This window comes from Streptomyces sp. NPDC056580 (genome assembly GCF_042793175.1).
Classification (GTDB): Bacteria; Actinomycetota; Actinomycetes; order Streptomycetales; family Streptomycetaceae; genus Streptomyces.
Genome location: NZ_JBHTVE010000003.1, coordinates 329,545 through 351,296, shown reverse-complemented (window position 1 = coordinate 351,296; position 21,752 = coordinate 329,545). Strand labels below are relative to the sequence as shown.

The following is a 21,752-nucleotide window of genomic DNA, read 5'->3' as shown; positions in this document are numbered from 1 at the left end:
CGGCCGGGCCGCCCCCGGCGGTGAACTCCCGGCCCGCGGCGGCCGGTCGAAGACCTGAGAGAGAGCAACTGTGGACGACAAGCGCAAGCTGCTGCTGAGCCTGCTGGCCGCCCGCGACCCGGGCCAGACCCCGGCGGCAGGCGACGGCGTGGCCGTCGTCGGCGTCTCCGGCCGCTACCCGCTGGCCGGCACCGTCGGCGAGCTGTGGGAGAACCTGCGGACCGGCCGGCACTGCATCCGCGAGGTGCCCGCCGACCGCTGGGACGCCGACACGCACTACGACCCCGCCGGCACGCACGGCAGCTACAGCAAGTGGGCGGGGTTCATCGACGACGTCGACAAGTTCGACCCGCTCTTCTTCCAGATCTCACCCGCCGACGCCGAGGCCATGGACCCGCAGGAGCGCCTCTTCCTGCAGACCGCCGCCGCCGTCCTGGACGACGCCGGCCACCCGGCCGCCCGGCTCGCCGCACGCGGCCCGGTCGGCGTCTTCGTCGGCGTCATGAACAACAACTACGAGTGGATGGGCGGCGAGGCGACCGCGCGCGGCGTGCGCACCGACGCCCACTCCAACCACTGGTCGATCGCCAACCGGGTGTCCTACACCTTCGACTTCACCGGCCCCAGCCTCGCCGTCGACACCGCCTGCTCCGCCTCGCTCACCGCGGTCCACCTCGCCTGCGAGAGCATCCGGGCCGGGGAGTGCCGGGCCGCCGTCGCCGGCGGCGTCAACCTGATCCTGCACCCCATGCACCTGCGCATGCTCGCGGACCGCGGGATGATCTCCCACGACGACCGGCTGAAGAGCTTCGGCGCCGGCGCCGACGGCTTCGTGGACGGCGAGGGCGTGGGCGCCGTGCTGCTTCGCCCCCTCGCCGACGCCGTCGCCGACGGCGACCGCGTGCTCGGCGTCATCCGCGGCTCCGCCATCAACGCCGGCGGCAAGACCGGCGGTTACACCGTGCCGAGCGCCGCCGCGCAGGCCGAGGTGATCCGCGGCGCGCTGCGGCGCGCCCGGGTGGACCCGGCCACCGTCGGCTACGTGGAGGCCCACGGCACCGGCACCCCGCTCGGCGACCCCATCGAGATCGCCGGCCTCGCCGAGGCGTTCGGCGGCCGGGGCGGCGCCGAACGCCCCGCCGTCCCGGTCGGCTCCGTGAAGTCCAACATCGGCCACCTGGAGTCGGCGGCCGGCATCGCCGGACTGACCAAGGTGCTGCTCCAGTTGCGGCACCGCACGCTGGCCCCGTCACTGAACTCCGCCCGCCGCAACCCCGACATCGACTTCTCCGGCACCCCCTTCGAGATCCAGCAGTCCCTCGCCCCCTGGACGCCGGCGGCGCCGGACACCCCGCTGCGCGCGCTGGTCAGCTCGTTCGGCGGAGGCGGCGCCAACGCCTGCGTCCTGGTGGAGGAGTACCGGCCGGACCCCGCCGGACAGGCGCCCGCCGCCCCCGCCCCGGACGGCGAGCAGTTGCTGGTGCTCTCCGCCAAGAGCGAGGACCGGCTGCGCGCCTGCGCCGCGGACCTGGCCGCCCATCTGCGCCGCACCGGGGAACCGGCGCGGGACGCCGACGCCGGCGGGGCGCTCGCCGAGGCGCAGCGCCTGTGCCTCGACCTCGCCGCGCGCACCGTCGGGGTGCCCGCCGAACACCTCGACCTGGGCACCGACCTGGCCGAGTGCGGATTCTCCGTCACCGAACGCGCCCGCTACCACGCGCTGCTCGCCGCCGAACTCGACGGCGAACCGCCCGCCGCCCTCGGCGCGGCGGCGACCATCGGCGCGGTCGCCGACGCGGTGGCGGCCGCACGGCGGCCGGCCCCCGCCGCCCCCGCGTCCGGCGCCCCGCGGCTCGCCGACGTCGCCCACACCCTCCAGGCGGGCCGCACCGCCCACGAGTTCCGCCTCGCGCTGCCCGCCCGCCTGATCTCCGAGGCGACCGCCGCCCTGGAGGCGTACGCCGCCGGGGGGAACGACGCCCGGATCATCACCGGTCGCGCCGCCCGCGCCCGGATCGTCCTCACCGGCGCCGAGGCCGAAGCGCTTGAGGAGGCCCTGGACCGGCGGGACCTGACGGCGGTCGCCGAGCGGTGGGTCGCCGGCGCCGACGTCGACTGGGCCCGCGTCACCCCGGCGACGGCGCGGCGGATCGAGCTGCCCGCCTACCCGTTCGCCCGCAAGCGGTACTGGATACCCCGGCCGCCCGCCGTCGCACCCGAGCCCGCGCCCGAAGCCGCCCTGGAACTGCCCGACTTCTACCGCCCGGTGTGGGTGCGCGAGGCCGCCCCCGCCGCCACCGGCACGCCGGCCGCCGGCCGGACCGTCGTCCTCGTCACCGCCGCATCACGGTGGCTCGGCGAGGCGGTCGCGGCCCGCGACCCGCTCGCCCGCGTCGACCTGGTCGCGCTCGACGAACAGCCCCCGGAGACCTGGCTGAAGGCCACCGAGGGCGCCGACCTGGTGATCCACCTCGGCGGCGCGGGCGCCGCCGTCACCGACGCCGTCGGTCTCGGCCAGGCCCGCGAGCACCTGCGGCACGGCCCGCTGTCGCTGTTCCATCTGGCGCGCACCCTCGCCCCCGCCCGGCTCGTCGTGGTCACCAGCGACGTGCACGCGGTCGCGGGCGGCACCGCCGCCAACCCGTTCGCGGCCGGGCTGCACGGACTGCTCCAGGTCGTCGCCAAGGAGCGGCCCGACCTGAGCGTGTGCGCCCTGGACTACGCCACCGCCGACCTCGACGGCGACCGGGCCGCCGAAGCCCTCGTGGACGCCGTGCTGACCGCCCCCGCCGACCCCGCCGGACGCACCGTCGCCCTGCGCGGCGGCGTCCGCTACGTCCGCCGCCTCGGCCGGGTCACCCTGCCCGAACCCGGCCCGGTCTTCCGCGACCACGGCGTCTACCTGCTCGTCGGCGGCACCGGGGGCATAGCCCAGGAGCTCAGCCGCCACCTCGCCCGCCGGCACCGGGCCCGCCTGGTCTGGTTCAGCCGGAACGAACCCGGCCCCGCGCAGCGCGCCCTCGCCGAGGAGATCCGCGGCCTGGGCGGCGACGCCGTCCACGTCCCCGGCGACGCCTGCTCCGCCGCCGACCTCACCGCCGCCGTCGAGGAGGCGTACCGCCGGTTCGGCGCCCTGCACGGCGTCGTGCACGCCGCCATGGCCTTCGACAACCACCCGCTGGCCGAGCTGGACGAGGCCGCGTTCACCGCGGCCATCCAGGTCAAGACCGTCGGCGCCGCCGCGCTCGCCGCCGCCGTCGCCGGCCGGCCGCTGGACTTCCTGGCCTACTTCTCCTCGGCCGGCTCCTTCGGCAGCTTCGCCGGCAACGGCGCCTACATCTGCGCCTCCGCCACCGAGGACGCCTACGCCCTGTTCCTGCGCGACCGGCTGCCCCACCCCGTCACCGTCGTCAACCAGGGGTACTGGGGGCAGGTCGGCTCCGGCGCCCGGCCGGGCCTCGCCGAGATCTTCGCCGGACTCGGCATCCGCGACTTCGGGCCCGCCGAGGGCATCGCCGCCGTACGGCGCGTCCTCGGCAGCGGGCTGCCCCAGGCGATGCCGATCCGCGCCGGCCGGCGCGCCCTGGAGGCGATGGGCCACGACCCGGCCCTGGACGGCGAACTGGCCGGCGGCGGGCACCCCGCCACCCTCGCCGGCGCCGCCGCGGAGCTGGCGGCGGGCCCCGGACCGGACCCCGCCGCCCGGCGCGTCCTCGCCGGGTACGAGGAACTGGAGGCCGTATCCGCGCCCATGCTGCTCGGCGTCTACCAGCGCATGGGCGTCCTGCGGCGCTCCGGCGAGCGGTACGGCGCCGGTGAACTGCGCACTCGCCTCGGCATCCTCGACCGGTTCGCCCGGCTGCACGAGGCCCTGCTCAACATCCTCACGGGCGCCGGTTACCTCACCCGCGACGGCGACCGCGTCACCGCCACCGCCGCGGTCGACACCGTGGACCAGACCGAGGCGGCCGGGCGCTGGGAGGCGGAGTTCGACCGGATCGCCGCCGCCCACCCCGACATCGAACCCACCGTCACCCTCAACCGGCTCTTCCTGGACGCCTACCCGCGCATCCTGCGCGGCGAGGTGGGCGCCACCGAGATCATGTTCCCCGGCTCCTCGATGAAGCTGGTGCAGAACTTCTACAAGGGCAACCCGCTCACCGACTCCTTCAACCTCCTCGTCCGCGACACCGTCCGGCGCTTCCTCGACGCCCGGCTGCCGCAGCTCCCCGCCGGCCGCCGCGTCGAGGTGGTCGAACTGGGCGCGGGCACCGGCGCCACCAGCGAACGCGTCCTGCCCGCGCTGGCGCCGCACGAGGGCCGGGTCGGCTACACCTTCACCGACATCTCGCCCCGCTTCCTCGAACACGGCCGCGAGCGCTTCGCCGAGCAGTACCCCTTCACCCGCTTCCAGGTGCTCAACCTCGAACGCGGGCTGGCCGAACAGGGGTTCACCCCGGCCACCGCCGACCTGGTGCTCGCCACCAACGTCGTGCACGCCACCAGCGACCTGCGGGCCACCCTGCGCAAGGCCAAGGCCCTGCTGCGCCCCGGCGGCTGGCTGGTGCTCAACGAACTGACCTCCGTACGGCCCCTGCTCACCATCGGCGGCGGTGTCCTGGAGGGCTGGTGGGCGTTCGAGGACGGCGAACTGCGGCTGCCGGACTCGCCGCTGGCCTCCCCCGAGAGCTGGACGCGGCTGCTGCACGAGGAGGGTTACGCCCCCGTCACCGCGCTCGGCGCCGACGACCCGGCGCTGGGACAGACCGTGCTCGTCGCCGAGAGCGACGGCGTCGTGCTCATCCCGGACCCCGCCGCCCGTGCCACCGCCCCGGCCCGCGTCGTCGAGCCCGAGGCCGGGCCCGCACCGGCCGCCGCCCCGGCTGCCGCCACCGCCCCGGCCGGCCCGGGCGCCGGCGCCGACGCCGTCGGCGAGCGGCTGCGCGTACTCGTCGAGCGCGTACTGAAGCTGGACGAGCGGATCGACCCCGACCGGCCGCTCGCCGACTACGGCTTCGACTCGCTCAGCGGCATGAAGATCGTCGCCGCCGTGGACGAGACGTTCGGCGTCACCGTGCCGCTCGGCGACTTCTTCGAACGCCCCACCCTGCGCGAGCTGACCGCCCACCTCACCGCCGGCCGGCTGGCCGAAGCGGCAGCCGCCCCGGAGCCCGCCCGGACCGGCGCCGTGCCGGACCGGGCGCCGCGACCGGCCCCGGACGCCGGTCCGGGGGCGGCCAGGGCCGCCGAACTCGTCCTGCGCCCCAGGACCGACGCGGAGCAGTGCACCCACCCGCTGAGCGAGGGCCAGCGCGCCCTGTGGGTCATCGAGCAGATCGCACCCGGCACCTACGCGTACAACCTGCCCCTCGCCCTCTGGCTCGACCGCGACCTCGACGTGCTCGCGCTGCGCACCGTCCTGCAGGACATCGTCGACCGGCACGACGCGCTGCGCGCGACCATCCGCACCGGCGAGGACGGCACGCCCCACGTCCGGGTCGCGGCCGAACCCGAACTCCCCTTCCAGCAGGTCTTCCTGACCGCCCGCGACGACGGCGAGCTGCGCGAACGGATGCGCGCTGAGCTGCGCCGCCCCTTCGAGCTGCCCACCGGACCGCTGGTCCGGGCCACGCTCTACACCCTCGGCGACGGCCGCAACGCCCTGCTGCTCACCTTCCACCACGCGGTCTTCGACGGCGTCTCCATCGCGCTGCTGCTGCGCGAGCTGGAGCACGGCTACCGGGCGGTCCGCGCCGGCCGGACACCGGACCCGCGGCGCCCCGCCCGCGACTACGCCGGGTTCGCCGCCTGGCAGCGCGAGCTGCTCGCCGGTGACGAGGGCGCACGGCTGCGCGCCCACTGGACCGAGCGGCTGCGCGGCCGCCGCACCACCGTGCCGCTGCCGCTGGACCGGCCCCGCCCGGCCGTCACCGGCCACCGCGGGGCGAGCCTGGACGGGCACATCCCGGCGGACGTCACGGACCGGGCCCGCGCGCTGGCGGCGGCGCAGCAGACCTCCCTGTTCGGCGTGGTCCTCACGGCCTGGTTCGCGCTGCTGCACCGCTACGCCGACCAGGACGACATCGCCGTGGGCACCCCCACCGCCGGCCGGCCGCCGAGCGGCTACGACGACGTGCTCGGCTACTTCATGAACATGGTCGTGCTCGCCGAACGCGTCGACGGAGCCGAGGAGTTCCGCTCCCTGCTCGGCCGCGTGCACCGGACGGTGCTGGACGCCCTCGAGCACAGCGCCTACCCGCTGATCACCCTCGCCGAGGACCTGCGCCGGGCGGACCCCGAGGCCGGCGACCCGTTCAACGTCGCCTTCTACTTCCAGAACTGGACGCGCGCCGCCCGGACCGGCGAGGCCGCGGACGCCGTCGTCCTCGGACCCGTCGAGGGCGTCCACCAGGAAGGCGAGTTCGACCTCACGCTCGAGGTGGTCGAACAGGCCGAGGGCTGCCGCTACACCCTCAAGTACGACCCCGGCCTCTTCGACGCGGCGACCGTGGCCCGGCTCGGCGAGCACTTCACCACCCTGCTGGCCGCCGCCGTGGACCGGCCCGCCACCGCCGTCGGCGAACTGGACCTGCTCACCGCCGCCGAGCGGGCCCTGCTCGCCCCGCCCGAACCCGCCGACTACCCCGCGGGCACCCTCGTCTGGCAGCTCGTACGCCGTCAGGCCGAGGCGCGGCCCGACGCCACCGCCGTCCGCCACCGCGGCACCGAGCTGACCTACCGTGAACTCGCCGAACGCGTAGACGCCCTCGCCGCCCGGCTCACCGCGGCCGGCGTCGGCCGCGGCCGCACCGTCGGCGTCCTGCTGCCGCGCGACGCCGGCCTCCCCGTCGCGCTGCTCGCCGTCCAGGCGGCGGGCGGCACCTACGTGCCGCTCGACCCCGCCTACCCGCACGACCGGCTCGCCTACATGGCCGAGGACGCCAAGCTGCACCTGATGCTGACCCACTCGTCCGTGACCGGCGGACCGGGCGGCGTGCCGCGGCTCGTCACCGACACCGGCGAACAGCCGCCCGCGCTTCCCTCACCCGGCCCGGCCGGCCCGTCCGACACCGCCTACGTCATCTACACCTCCGGATCCACCGGCCGCCCCAAGGGCGTGTGCGTCCCGCACCGCGCCCTGACCAACTTCCTGTGGTCGATGGCCCGCGAACCGGGATGCGGGCCGGGCGACACCCTCCTCGCCCTGACCACCGTCTGCTTCGACATCTCCGGCCTCGAGCTGTACCTGCCGCTGATCACCGGCGCAACCGTCGAGATCCTCCCCGCCGAGGACGCCCGCGACGGCCTGCGGCTGCGCGAGGCGCTGGAGGCGGGCGCGGCCACCGTCGTCCAGGCGACCCCGGCCACCTGGAGCATGCTGCTCGCGGCCGGCTGGCGGGGCGACGCCCGGCTGAAGGTGCTGTGCGGCGGCGAGGCGCTGCCCGCCGACACCGCCGAGGCCCTGCTCGCCGGGAACCAGGAGGTGTGGAACCTCTACGGGCCCACCGAGACCACCATCTGGTCCGCGGCCCGCCGCCTCGCCCCCGGCGAGCGCGTCACCATCGGCACGCCCATCGCCAACACCACGCTGCACGTCCTGGACGGCTCTCGCAGGCCGGTGCCCACCGGCGTGGCCGGCGAGCTGTACATCGGCGGGCACGGCGTCGCCGACGGCTACCTCGGCCGGCCCGAACTGACCGCCGAGCGCTTCCTGCCCGACCCGTCCGGCGCCGGACCCGACGCCCGCGTGTACCGCACGGGCGACCTGGCGCGCCGCCTCGCGGACGGCCGCATCGAGTACCTCGGCCGGATCGACTCCCAGGTCAAGGTGCGCGGCTTCCGGGTGGAGCTGGAGGAGATCGAGGCGACCCTGCGACGCGTCGAGGGCGTCCGCGAAGCCGTCGTCGTGGCCCGGGGCGGGGCCGCGGGCTCGCACACCCTGCTCGCCTGCTACGTCCTCGACGACGGCGCGGCCGAACCCACCCGCGAGCGGCTCGGCGCGTGGCTGCCCGAGCACATGGTGCCGGAGACCATGCTGCGCGTCACCGGGTTCCCGCGCACCCTCAACGAGAAGGTGGACCGGGGCGCCCTCGCCGCGCTGCCGCTGCCCGAGCTGCGCGCCCGCTTCGGCGCCGGAACCGGGCGGCCGGAGCCGGCGCCCGCCCGGCCGCCCGCCGCCGGAGGCGGCCGGGCGGAGCTCGAGGCCGACCTCGCCCGCATGGTCGCCGGCCTGACCGGCCTGCGCCCCGAGGACATCGGCGCGCACACCCCGCTCGGCGAGACCGGCATGAACTCGGTCGGCTTCACCGCGCTCAGCGCCGAACTGCGCAAGGCGTACGGCATCACCGTCTACCCGACCCTCTTCTACCGCCGCGGCACCCTGCACGCCCTCGCCGAACACCTCCTGCGGGAGCACGCCCACGAGCTGCCGGCCCGCTTCGGCAGGGCGGCCACGGACACGTCGGGCACCGACAGCGGGACGCCGGGCGCGGCGGTCACGGGCACGGCGGGCACGGACAGTGGGACGCCGGGTACGGGTACGGCGGGCACGGACAGCGGGACGCCGGGCGCCGGCGGGCGGCACACCCCGGCCCGCGCCGACGTCGCCGTCATCGGGATGGCCGGCCGGCTGCCCGGCTCCGCCGACCTGGATGAGTTCTGGGCCCACCTGGCCGCCGGCGACGACCTGGTGGGCGAGATACCCGCCGACCGCTGGGACTGGCGCGACCACCCGCGTTCCCGCTCCCGCTGGGGCGGCTTCGCGCCCGGTGTCGACCGGTTCGACGCCGCGTTCTTCGGCATCTCGCCCCGCGAGGCCGAACTGATGGACCCGCAGCAGCGGTTGATGCTGGAGACGGTGTGGTCGGCCGTCGAGGACGCCGGGTACCGGCCGTCCGAGCTGGCCGGCAAACGCGTCGGCGTGTTCGTCGCCGTCACCAACTCCGACTACCTGGAGGTGCAGCGGGCGGCCGGACGCGGCGCGGAGGGCCACACCCTCACCGGCGCCGCCCTGTCCGTCATCCCCAACCGGGTGTCGTACCTGCTGGACCTGCGCGGCCCCAGCATCGCCGTCGACACCGCCTGCTCCGGCTCGCTGACGGCCGTCCACCAGGCCTGCGCGGCCCTGCGCGACGGCACCTGCGACCTGGCCATCGCGGGCGGGGTCAGCCTCATCCTGGCCCCCGGCGTGTACGAGGCGCTCAGCCAGGGGGAGATGCTCAGCCCCGACGGCCGCTGCAAGGCGTTCGACAGCCGCGCCGACGGCTACGTGCGCGGCGAGGGCGCGGGAGTGGTGCTGCTCAAGCCCCACGACCGCGCCCGCCGGGACGGCGACGCCGTGCACGCCGTCATCAAGGCCGCCGCCGTCAACCACGGCGGCCGGACCACCTCGCTCACCGCCCCCAACCCGGACGCCCAGGCCGACCTGCTCGTGGACGCCTACCGAGGCGCCGGGGTGCCGCTGGACACCGTCGGCTACATCGAGGCGCACGGCACCGGCACCGCGCTCGGCGACCCGATCGAGACCACCGGGCTGAGCACCGCCTTCCGGCGAATCAGGGCCGAGCAGGGGCTCGCGGAGACGGCGCGGCCCTGCGCCATCGGCTCGGTGAAGACCAACATCGGCCACCTGGAGGCCGCCGCCGGCATCGCCGGGCTGTTCAAGGTGGTGCTCGCGCTGCGGCACGGCACGATCCCGGCCAGCCTGCACTTCCGTGAGCGGAACCCCTATCTGGAGCTCGACGGCGGCCCGTTCGAGGTCGCCGCCACCGCCCGGCCCTGGCCGCGTCCGCGGGACGCCGCCGGAGCGGAGCTGCCGCGCCGCGGCGGCGTCAGCTCCTTCGGGTTCGGCGGGGCCAACGCGCACATCGTCCTGGAGGAACCCCCCATGCCGGATGCCCGCGACGACAGCCCGGCCGAGGAGCTGTTCGTGCTGTCCGCCCGCGACGGCGAGGCGCTGCGCCGCTCCGCCCAGCGGCTCGCCGACCACCTCGGGCGGCACGACCTCCCGGCCGCCGACCTAGCCCACACCCTGCAGACCGGCCGCGAGCCCCTGGCGCACCGGCTCGCCGTGGTCGCCGACAGCGCCGCCGGGCTGCGTGCCGAACTGCTGGCGCACCTGGCCGGGCGGCCCTCGGCGGTGCGCACCGGCCACGCGGCCGACGGCCGCCCCGTCGCCCGGGCCGCCGCCGGACCCGGCGACCTGTGGGGTCTCGCCGCCGACTGGCTGCGCGGCGCCGACGTCGACTGGCCCGCCCTCCACCGGGGCGCCCCCCGCCGCCGGGTCCACCTGCCGGCCTACCCCTTCGCCGGCCCCCGCCACTGGCCGGCCCCCGCCACGGCCGCCCCCACGCCGGCGGCCCCCGCCCCCGCCGCGCCGGGAGCCGTTGCCGGTCCGGGTGCTGATGCCGGCGGGTCCGCCTTGGCCGCGCCGGCGGATGCCGCCGTGCCGCAGGCCCTCACGGTGCCGGGTGCCCGCGCCGGGGTGGCCGCCTCAGCCGGTGCGGATGCCTTCGCGGCGCCGCGGGCCCTTGCCGCGCCGACAGCCTCCGGCACGCCGGGCGCGCCCGCCGCGCCGGAAGCCCCCGTCCGTCCCGGTGCCCCCGCTCGTCTGCACCCCACCCTCCTGGACGCCGACGTCTCCGCCCCCGGCGAGCACGTCTTCGCCAAGACGCTGACCGGGGACGAGTTCTTCCTTCGGGACCACGTCGTCGGCGGTGAACGCGTCCTGCCCGGTGTGGCCTACCTGGAGATGGGCCGGCTGGCCGGTGAACTCGCCGCCGCCGGCGCCCCCGTACGCGCTGTGGACGACCTGGTGTGGGCCGCGCCGGTGCGGCTCCCGGCGGGCCGGGCCGAGCACCGGCTGACCGTCCGGGTCACCGGTGACGGCGCACACCACTCCTTCGAGGTGTGCGGTGACGGCGCGGGCGCGCCGGTGCACGCCGGCGGCACCCTCCGCCTCGACGCGGCCGGCCCCCGGCCCGCCCCCGCCGACCTGGCCGGCGTCCGGGCCCGCTGCCCCCGCGTCACCACCGGGGCGGACTGCTACGCGGGCTTCACCCGGCTCGGCTTCGCCTACGGCCCCTCCTTCCGGGTGATCGAGGAGATCGCCGAGGGTCCGGACGAGGTGCTGGCCACGCTCGTGCTGCCCGAGGCGCTGCACGCCGACGCCGGCGCGTACGCCTTCCACCCGGCGCTGCTCGACGCCGCCCTGCAGACGGCCGGCCGCCTCGTACCGGGCGCCGGCGACCCCGCGGGCCCGGCGCCGTACCTGCCGTTCTCACTCGGCGCGGCCCGGCTGCACGCCCCGCTGCCCCGGCGGGTGTTCGCCCACGCCACCCCGGCCGCGCGCCCGGCGCCCGAGGGTTCGCTCTCCTTCGACGTGGCCCTGCTCGACGAGCACGGCACGGCCGTCGTCACACTGGAGTCCTTCACCCTGCGGGCGCTGCCCACGGCCGGCGCGGTGGCCGCCTTCGAACCCGGCTGGCAGCCCGCGCCGCGGCGCCGCCCGGGCCCGGCCGGCACGGTCCTGCTGCTGGCCCCCGCCGCGGGCACGCCGGACGAGGCCGGACTCGGCGCCGCGCTGCGCGCGGCCGGCGCCGAGGTGCGCCGGATCCCGCTCGGTCCGCACTTCGACGCCGCCGCGGCCGTCCGTGCCGCGGGGGCCGGCCCGGTCCGCGTCCTGCACCTGTCCGCCGGCGAGCCGGAGTGCGACGCGGCGGTGGAGTCCGGCTTCCACACCGCGCTGGCCTTCCTGCGCGCCTGGCAGCTCGAACGGCACGACGCGCTGACCTACCTGCACGTCCACCCGGAGCCGGCCGCGTCGCCCGCCGACCCGGCCCTGGCCGGCTTCGCGCGCTCCGTCCGCCTTGAGCACCCCGCCGTCGCCTTCGGGGTGCTCGCCGTCGCGCCCGGCGCCCCGGCCCGGGACGTCGTCGCCGAACTCCTCGCCGAGGGCGGCCCCGAGACCGAGGCACGGCTCACCGCCGACGGCCCCGAGCGCCGTACCTGGCACCGGACCACGCTGCCGGCCGTCTCCGGATCGGCGTTCACCGGTGCCGGCGCGCACATCGTCACCGGTGGCACCGGCGCGCTGGGCCTGCTCGCCGCCGAGCACATCGCCGCCGCCCGCCGCGCGGCCGGGGTGACCGGCGGCGGCCTCGTGCTCGCCGCCCGCACCGCCCCCGACGCCGCGACGCGGGCCCGTGCCGACGCCCTCGGCGCCCGCGTCGTCGTCGCCGACGTCGCCGACCCGCGGGACGTGCGCGCGCTGATCGACGCGGCGCGCGGCGCGCACGGGCACGTCAGCGGTGTCCTGCACGCCGCCGGTGTGCTGCGCGACGGGCTGCTGCGCGGCAAGGAACGCGCCGACGCGGACGCGGTGCTGGCCGCCAAGGTGCGCGGCACCACGCTGCTCGACGAGGCCACCGCGGGCGAGCCGCTGGACTACTTCGTCGTCTACTCCTCGGCCGCGGCCGCGTTCGGCAACGCCGGCCAGACCGACTACGCCTTCGCGGGCGCCTTCCTGGACCGCTTCGCCGAGCGCCGGGAGGAGCGGCGCAGGGCTGGCACCCGCCGGGGCCGGACCCTCTCCGCCGCCTGGCCGGTGTGGGCCGAGGGCGGCATGCGCATCGACGCCAGGGCAGAGGAGTACATGGACCGCGTGCTCGGCATGCGCCCGCTGGCCACCCGGCCCGCCCTGGACGCGCTGGAACGGGCCCTCGCCGGCACCGCTCCGGCCCTGCTGCTCGCCCCCGGCGACCCGGCGCGCGTCCTCACCGCCCTGTCCGGCGGCACGGCGGCCCCGGCCGCGCCGCGGCCCGCCGCCGACGCGGCGCCGGGTCCCGGTGCCGACGCGGGCCCCGGCTCCGGTTCGCGCGAGGAGGCCGAGCGGCTGGTGCTGCGGCTGCTGGCGCAGGAACTGAGGACGCCGGAGGCGGAGATCACCGTCACCGAGCCCTTCGACCGGTACGGCGTGGACTCCCTGATCACCATGAGCCTGATCCGCGGCCTCGAACAGCACGTCGGACCGCTGTCGAAGACCCTGCTCTTCGAGCACGTGACCGTCCGCGACCTGGCCGCCCACCTCGCCGCCGCCCACCCGGCCGCCTTCACCACCACCCCGCCGGCCACGGCACCGGTGGCCACCGGTGCCGTGCCCTCGGCCGCCGCGACCGCGCCCGCCGCCCCGGCGGCGGTGCCGGCCCCCGCCGGGCCTCCCGGCGGCGACGACATCGCCGTCATCGGCGTCGCCGGCCGATACCCCCGGGCCGGCGACGTCACCGAGTTCTGGCAGAACCTGCGCGAGGGCCGCGACAGCGTCGAGGAGATCCCGGGCGACCGCTGGGACCACGGGGTCTTCTACGACCCGGACAAGTCGGCCACCGGCAGGACCTACGGCAAGTGGGGCGGCTTCGTGCCCGGCGCCGACCGCTTCGACCCGCTGTTCTTCCGGATGTCGCAGATCGAGGCCGAGCACACCGACCCGCAGGAGAGGGTGTTCCTGGAGACCGTCTGGCACCTGCTGGAGGACGCCGGCTACACCCGTGAGCGACTGCGCGGCGGGCGCACCGGCGTGTTCGTCGGCATGATGTACGGCCACTACCAGCTCTACGGCGTGCGCGAGGCGCTGCGCGGCGAGGGCTTCGCCACCTCCTCGTCGTACGCCTCCGTCGCGAACCGGGTGTCGTACTTCTTCGACTTCACCGGCCCCAGCGTCGCCCTGGACACCATGTGCTCCTCCTCGCTGGTCACCATCCACCAGGCCTGCCTGGCCATCCGCAACGGCGACTGCGACGTCGCGGTCGCGGGCGGCGTGAACATCTCCAGCCACCCGGTGAAGTTCCTCCAGCTCGCCCAGCGGGGCTTCCTCGCCGAGGACGGCCGCTGCCGCAGCTTCGGCGAGGGCGGCACCGGCTACGTCCCGGCCGAGGGGTCCGGCGCCGTGCTGCTCAAGCGCCTGGACGCGGCCGTCGCCGACGGCGACCGCGTGCTCGCCGTGGTCAAGGCGTCCGCCGTCAACCACGGCGGCGCGGGCGCCGGTTACAGCGTCCCCAACCCCCGGGCACAGGGCGACCTCGTGCGGTCCGCGCTGGAGCGCGCCGGACTGCGCCCCGCCGACCTCGACTACCTGGAGGCGCACGGCACCGGGACCGCGCTCGGCGACCCGGTCGAGGTCAACGGCATGCTGCGCGCGTTCGAGGGCGACCTGCCCGAGCGGCTGCCCATCGGCTCGGTCAAGTCCAACATCGGGCATGCCGAGTCGGCCGCCGGCATCGCCGCGATCACCAAGGTGCTGCTGCAGATGCGGCACGGCGAGCTGGTCCCGTCCCTGCACGCCGACCGCCTCAACCCGAACATCGACTTCACGTCGACCCCGTTCGAGGTCCAGCGCCACCGGGCGCCCTGGCCGCGCCGGGTGCGGGAGGACGGCACCGTCCGGCCGCGCACCGCGGGCGTCAGCTCCTTCGGCGCGGGCGGCACCAACGCCCACATCATCCTCCAGGAGCACCTCGGGCAGGAGCACCTCGGGCCGGACACGCCCGCCCCGGCCGCCCCGGCCGGCCCCCAGCTTGCGGTCCTCTCCGCCCGGGACGCCGGCCGGCTGCGCGCGCAGGCCCGGCGCCTGGCCGGCCACCTGCGCGCGGAGACGAGCGGGGCGACGCCCCAGCAGGTGGCCTGGACCCTGCAGACCGGCCGCGAGGCCATGGCCCACCGGCTCGCCGTCCTCTTCGAGGAGCTGCCCCGACTCGCCGGAAAGCTGGAGGAGTTCGCGGCCGGCGGCAGCCCGGCGGGAAGCTGGACCGGCGTGGTCGACCCGCGCCGCCCGGCCCCCGGCACCGAGCTGCCCGCGGACCCCGCCGCCCTGGCCGCCGCCTGGACCCGGGGCCAGGGCGTCGACTGGACGGCCCTGCACCCCGCGGGCAGCCCCGGCCGGGTGGCGCTGCCCGGCTACCCCTTCGACGGGGACCGCGTCTGGCTCGCCGCAGCCGACGCCGAACTGGCCGCCCTCACCGGCCGGCCGGCCGGCGGCGCCATGCTCCTGACCCGGCGCTGGACGCCCGCCCCGCCCGCCTCCCGCACCGCGCGGCCGGCCCTGACCGCCGTCCTCGCCGCTCCCGGCACCGAGGCGCTGGCCACCCGGCTCGCCGCCGTGCTGCCCGCCGCCGAGGTGCTCACCGCCGACCGGCTGGACGCCGAACTCGCCGCCGACGGCACCCGCTGGGACCGCTTCGACGCCGTCGTCGACCTGGCGGGCTGCGCCGACGCCGGCCCGGCCCCGGACCACACCACGCTGCCCACCTGGCTGCGCTGGCTCCAGCACCTGGTCGACCGCGGCAGCCGCGACCTGCGCGCGCTGCTGGTCACCCGGGTCGCCTCCGACGACACGCCCGGTCTCGGCGGCGCGGCCCGCATCGGCCTGTACCGGATGCTGCAGAGCGAGTACCGCCACGTCCGCTCCCGCCACCTGGAGATCGACGGCGCGGCCGGCGACGAGCGACTGTGCCGCTGGGTGGCCGACGAACTGAGCTACGACGACGAGCCCGCCGAGGTCGCCTACCGCGACGGCGTCCGGCACCTGGCCCGGCTGGAGGAGGAGCCGGGCGGCGCGGGCCGGGCGCCGCGCTTCCCGGCCGGCCACGTGCTCTGGGTCACCGGCGGCACGCGCGGCATCGGGCTGCTGACCGCACGGCACTTCGTCGCCGCGCACGGGGTGCGCAAGCTGGTCCTCACCGGACGCGAGGAACTGCCGCCGCGTGCCGAGTGGAGCGCGCACATCGCTCAGGACGGCCCGCTGGGCCGCAAGCTGCGCCCGCTGGCCGAACTCGCGGCCCAGGGGGTGGAACTCGAGGTCGTCGCGGTGCCGCTGGAGGAACGCGAGGCGCTCGCCAAGGCCCTCGCCGACGTCCGCGGACGCCTCGGACCGGTCGGCGGCGTGGTGCACAGCGCGGGCGTCACCGACTTCGAGAACCCGGCGTTCGTGCGCAAGCCGCACTCCGGCGTCGCCCGCGTGCTCGGCCCGAAGGTGTTCGGCCTGGACGCCCTGCTGGAGGTGTTCCGCGACGAGCCGCTGAGCCTGTTCGTCGTGTACTCCTCGGTCGCCGCCGCCGTGCCGGCCCTCGCGGTCGGCCAGAGCGACTACGCCATGGCCAACGCCTACCTGGACGCCGTCGCCCGGCACCGCCCGTACGGGCTGCCGCTGGTCAGCGTGGAGTGGCCGAGCTGGAAGGACACCGGCATGGGCGAGGCCCGCAGCGCCGCCTACCAGGCCTCGGGGCTGGCGGCGCTCTCCGACGAACAGGGACTCGCCCTGCTGGAGCGGGCGCTGGGCAGCGGCGCCAGGGTGGTCATGCCGGTGGTGCCGCGCCCGGACGCCGGCTTCGACCCCGCACGCCTGACCGCCCGCCGACTGGATCCGGCCCCCGCCGCCGCCACGGCGCCCGCCGCCGTCCCGGCCCCCGCCGCGCCCGCGACCCCGGCCGCCGCCCCGGCCACGGAGGCGCCCGCGGTCCCGGGCGCCCCGTCGCCCGCGGCGCCCGCCGCGGGGCCGGAGGAGGACGCCCGGGTGCGCGCGGCGGTCGGCGCGGCCGCCTCCTGGCTGCTCGACCGGCTCGCCGAGGAGCTGCGCTTCGACCGGGTCCGGCTCGCCGGCGACGTACCGGTCCAGGACTACGGCATGGACTCGATCATGGTCTCCCAGCTCGTCCAGTCCGTCGCCAAGCGCCTGGACGTCTCCGTCGACCCCTCGGCGCTGCTCGAACACCCGACCGTCGACGCCTTCGCCGGGCACCTGGCCGAGGCGCACCGCACGGAACTCCTGGCCGTCTTCGGCTCTCCGGCGGCGAGCACCGGCCCCGCACCGGCCCCGGAGGGCACCCCGGCGGCCGGCTCCCCGCGCGGCCCGCACACCGCACCGGCGCCCGCGCCGGCGTCCCCCTCGCCCGCGGCCGGTCCGGCGGCGTCGGACATCGCGGTCGTGGGCCTGTCCTGCCGCTTCCCGGACGCCGGTTCCGCCGACGCCTACTGGGAGCTGCTGCGCCAGGGCCGCTCGGCGCTGCGGCCGGTCCCCGACGAGCGCTTCGGCCGCCCGCTCGGCCACCACGCCGGCCTGCTCCCGGGGGTGCTGCGGTTCGACCCGGAGGCGTTCCTGCTCTCCGAGGCGGACGTGGCGGCCATGGACCCGCAGGCGCTGCTGCTGCTCGAAGAGGTGAACAGCGCGGTCCACCACGCCGGTTACCGGCCCGCCGAGCTCAAGGGACGCAAGGTCGGCGTGTACGTCGGCGGACGCGCCACCCACACCCCCGACCCGGACGCGCTGGAACACTCGAAGAACCCGGTCGTGGTGACCGGGCAGAACTACCTGGCGGCGAACGTCTCGCAGTTCTTCGACTTCCAGGGCCCGAGCCTGGTCGTGGACACCGCCTGCTCCTCCGCCCTGGTCGCGATGGACACAGCCGTCCAGGCGCTGCGGACCGGCTCCGTGGAGGCGGCGGTCGTCGCCGGGGTGAGCCTGCTCGCCGACGACCGGGCGCACCAGGTGTTCGGCCGGCGCGGACTGCTGAACCCGGGCCCGGAGTTCCACGTCTTCGACCGCAGGGCCGCCGGACTCGTCCTCGGCGAGGGCGTCGGCGTCGTGGTCCTCAAGCCGCTCGCGGCCGCCCGTGCCGCCGGCGACCGGGTGCTCGCGGTGCTGCGCGGCATCGCCGTCAACAACGACGGCCGCACGGCGGGGCCGGCCACCCCCAACCTCCAGGCGCAGAAGGCGGTGATGGCCGAGGCGCTCGCCCGCAGCGGCCACGCCCCGGGCGACATCGGCTGGGTGGAGACCAACGGCACCGGGGCCGCCGTCACCGACCTGCTCGAACTGAAGGCGATCGACGGCGTCTACGGCGCCGCCGCGACCCGCTCGTCGCCCGTCGCCCTCGGCTCCGTGAAGCCGAACATCGGCCACCCGCTGGCCGCCGAGGGCATCGCGGCGTTCATCAAGGTGGTGCTGATGCTGCACCACCGCACCCAGGTGCCGTTCCGCTCCGGGCAGCAGCCGCTGCCGCACTTCGACCTGGACGCCTCCGCGCTGTACTTCCCGCGCGAGGCGGCCCCCTGGCCGTCCGCCGCCGAGGCCGCCGCGCTCAACTGCTTCGCGGACGGCGGCACCAACGCGCACCTGCTGCTCGCGCCCGCCCCGGCGGACCACCGCGCCACCCGCGCCCCGCTGCCCGGCCCGCCGCTCGACCGCAGGGTCGTCGTACGGGGCCCCGCCGGACCCGCCGGACCTACGGCGCCCACCGGGCCCACGGCGCCTGCCGGACCAGTGCCGCCCACCGGACCAGTGCCGCCCGCCGAGCCCGCGCCGACGGGCCTGTTCTGGGACACGTACCGATGAGCGAGGCCGGCCAGGGGCCGCTGCCCGTGGTCTTCATGTTCTCCGGGCAGGGCTCGCAGTACTACGGGATGGGCCGGGAACTCTTCGCCGAGAACGAGGTGTTCCGCGCGGCCCTGCGCCGCCACGACGCCGTCGTGGCCGAGGAGCTGGGCGAGTCCGTGCTCGCCCGGCTGTTCGACCCGGACCGGCGCCGCAACGACCCCTTCACCGACACCCGGCTCACCCACCCGGCGATCGTGATGATCGAACTGGCCCTCGCCGAGACCCTGCGCTCGGCCGGGGTGGAGCCCGACCACCTGCTCGGCTCCAGCCTGGGCGAGTACGCGGCGGCCGCCGTCTCCGGCAGCATCGCCCCCGACGCCTGCCTGCGGCTGCTGGTCCGCCAGGCCGAGGGGCTCGGGGCCGGGCCGCGCGGCGGCATGCTCGCCGTGCTCGCACGGCCCGACGTACTGGACCGGGTGCCGGAGCTGCGGGCCTGCGAGATCGCCGCCCGCAACTACCCCGGCCACTTCGTGGTCGCCGGCACGGACGACGACCTCGACCGGGCCGAGGCCGCACTGCGCCGCGCCGACGTGCTGCACCAGCGCGTCCCGGTCGAGTACGCCTACCACTCCCGCCTGATGGACGAGGTGCTCGGCGCGTGCCGGGCCTCCCTGGAGGAGGCCGAGTTCGCTCCGCCCCGCCTGCCCTGGGTGTCCTGCGTGGACGGAGAACCGGTGGAGCGGCCGGGCGCCGAGCACTTCTGGCAGGTGGCCCGCCGGCCCATCGAGTTCCAGCGGACCATGGACCGGATGCGGGCCCGGGGCGACTTCCTCTACCTGGACCTCGGCCCCTCGGGCACCCTGCACAACTTCGTACGAGGCAACCTCCCCGCGGGCACGCGATCGAGGTCGCTCGCCCTCCTCAGCCCGTTCGGCCACGACCCGGGCCTGCTGGACAGGGCGCGGGAACTGGCCGCCCCGGCGACACCGAACCGGGCGAAGACACCAAGGAAGGCACAACGCATGAAGGTCTACGGTTTCCCCGGCCAGGGCTCCCAAGCGCGGGGCATGGGCCGGGAGCTCTTCGAGAAGTACCCCGAGCACACCGCCACCGCCGACCGCGTGCTCGGCCACTCCCTCGCCGGGCTGTGCCTCGACGACCCCGGACGGCGCCTGGGCGAGACGCAGTTCACGCAGCCCGCGCTGTACGCCGTGAGCGCCCTCGGATACCTGGAGAGGCAGGCCGTGGACCCGGTGCCGGCCGACTACCTGGTCGGCCACAGCCTCGGCGAGTACGTGGCCCTGTTCGCCGCCGGCGTCTTCGACTTCGAGACCGGGCTGCGCCTGGTGCAGCGGCGCGGCGCCCTGATGGCCGAGGCCGGCGGCGGCGGCATGGCGGCCGTGGTCGGCCTGGACGAGACGGAGCTGCCGCGGGTGCTGGCCGAGGCGGGCATCGAGGACCTCGACATCGCCAACCACAACGCGCCGGACCAGCTCGTCGTCTCCGGCCCGCGCGAGTCCGTCGAGGCGGCCCGCGCCGCCGCGGAGGCCGCGGGCGCACGCGCGGTGCGGCTCAACGTCAGCGCCCCCTTCCACTCCCGCTACATGCGCGCGACGGCCGAGGAGTTCGCCCGCTTCCTCGACGGGTTCACCCTGCGGCCGCCCGCCGTGCCGGTGCTGGCCAACGTGGACGGGCAGCCGTACGACCCGGACGCGATCAAGGAGACGCTGACCGCGCAGATCGTCTCGCCGGTCCGCTGGACCGACACCGTGCGCCGGCTGATGGGCCACGGCGACTTCGACTTCGTGGAGATCGGACCCGGCCGGGTGCTGACCAACCTGGTCGCGAAGATCCGGAACACCGCGCAGCCGCTGCCCGCCCCCGCCCCGCGCCGGGCCCCGGCGCCCGAGCGGCCGGCCCCGGCGCCCCCGGCCGCGTCCCCGGCGGCCGCCGTCCAGGCGCCGGACACCGCCGCGGTCACCGTCCAGGTGCCGGACACCGCCGCGGCCGCCGTAGTCACCGCCGACACCCTGGGCGCCGCGACCTTCCGGGAGCGGTACGGCCTGCGCCGTGCCTACCTGCTGGGCTCCCTGTACGGCGGGATCTCCGGCCGGCAGATGCTGGGCGCCGCCTCGAAGGCCGGCCTGCTCGGCTTCCTCGGCACCGGGGGCCTGACCCTGGAGGAGATCGACGGCAGGCTCCGCGAACTGGCCGGCGACCTCGGCCTCGGCGGCGCCTTCGGCGTCAACCTGCTCTACCGGCACGGCGCCCCGCAGGAGGAGTCGGCGCTGGTGGACCTGCTGCTGCGGCACGGCATCGACCTGGTGGAGGCCTCCGGCTTCCCGCTGATCACCCCGGCCCTGGTGCGGTTCCGGCTCAAGGGCGGCCGGATCATCGCCAAGGTCGGCCGCACCGACGTGGCCGCCGAGTTCCTGGCCCCGCCGCCCGAGCGGCTGGTCGCCAGGCTGGTGGAGACCGGCGAGGTCACCGCCGAGGAGGCACGCGCCGCGGCCGGCCGGCCCATGGCGGACGACCTGTGCGTCGAGGCCGACGGCGGCTGGCTGACCAGCACGGCCGACCTGCTGACCCTGCTCCCCGCGGTGCTGCGGCTGCGCGACGGCGCCGCCGTGCCCGGGGAGCGGGTGCACGTGGGGTGCGCGGGCGGCCTCGGCACCCCGGAGGCGGTGGCGGCGGCGTTCCTGCTCGGCGCCGAGTTCGTGCTGACCGGCTCCGTCAACCAGTGCTCCGTCGAGGCCGCCACCAGCGCCGAGGTGAAGGACGTCCTGCAGGCGGCGCGGGAGTACGACGTGGACACCGCGCCGTGGGGCGAGCTGTTCGAGTTCGGCGCCCGGGCCCGCTACCTCAAGCGGGGCCTGTTCTTCCCGGCGCGGGCGTCCCGGCTGCACGAGCTGTGGCGCCGGCACGCCTCAGCGGCCGAGCTGGACGACGAGACCACGACCCAGATCCTCGACCGCTACCTGGGCGGCGCACACCCCGCGCCCGGGGCGCCCGGCGCGGACCCGAAGCAGGAGCTGGCGGATTTCTTCCGGGCCTACTTCACCCGCGGCTTCCGGCTCGCGGTGACCGGCGACGACCGGCACCGGGTGGACTACCTGGTGCACTGCGGACCGGCGATGGGCGCCTTCAACCAGGTGGTCGAGGGCACCGGTCTGCAGCAGTGGTCCGCCCGCACGGTGGAGGCCGTCGCCGACACCCTGATGGAGGGCGCGGCCGCCCACCTGACCGCCCGCCTGAACGCCTTCCACCGGACGGGCTGACACCCCACCCAGCCGCCCGGACGGGCTGACACCCCCGCCGCCCGGCCCGCCTGGGCCCCGGCGGTCCGGCCCCGGCGGTACGGGGCCGGGGGCCGGGCACCCCGCCCCGT

The 21,752-nt window shown here is 76.8% G+C and carries 2 protein-coding genes; both read left to right on the top strand.

Annotated elements, in window-relative coordinates; genetic code table 11:
* The first annotated feature begins 70 nt into the window (after nt 1-70).
* On the top strand, nt 71-18,382 hold the full coding sequence (locus tag ACFQ9Z_RS08145; protein ID WP_383012657.1) for an amino acid adenylation domain-containing protein: 18,312 nt from the start codon (nt 71-73) through the stop codon (nt 18,380-18,382).
* Nucleotides 18,379-21,642 (top strand): ACP S-malonyltransferase, encoded by a 3,264-nt coding sequence (fabD, locus tag ACFQ9Z_RS08140; RefSeq protein WP_383012654.1) that lies wholly within the window; start codon nt 18,379-18,381, stop codon nt 21,640-21,642. Before ACFQ9Z_RS08145 ends, fabD begins: the two co-directional genes overlap by 4 nt.
* Nucleotides 21,643-21,752 lie beyond the last annotated feature (110 nt).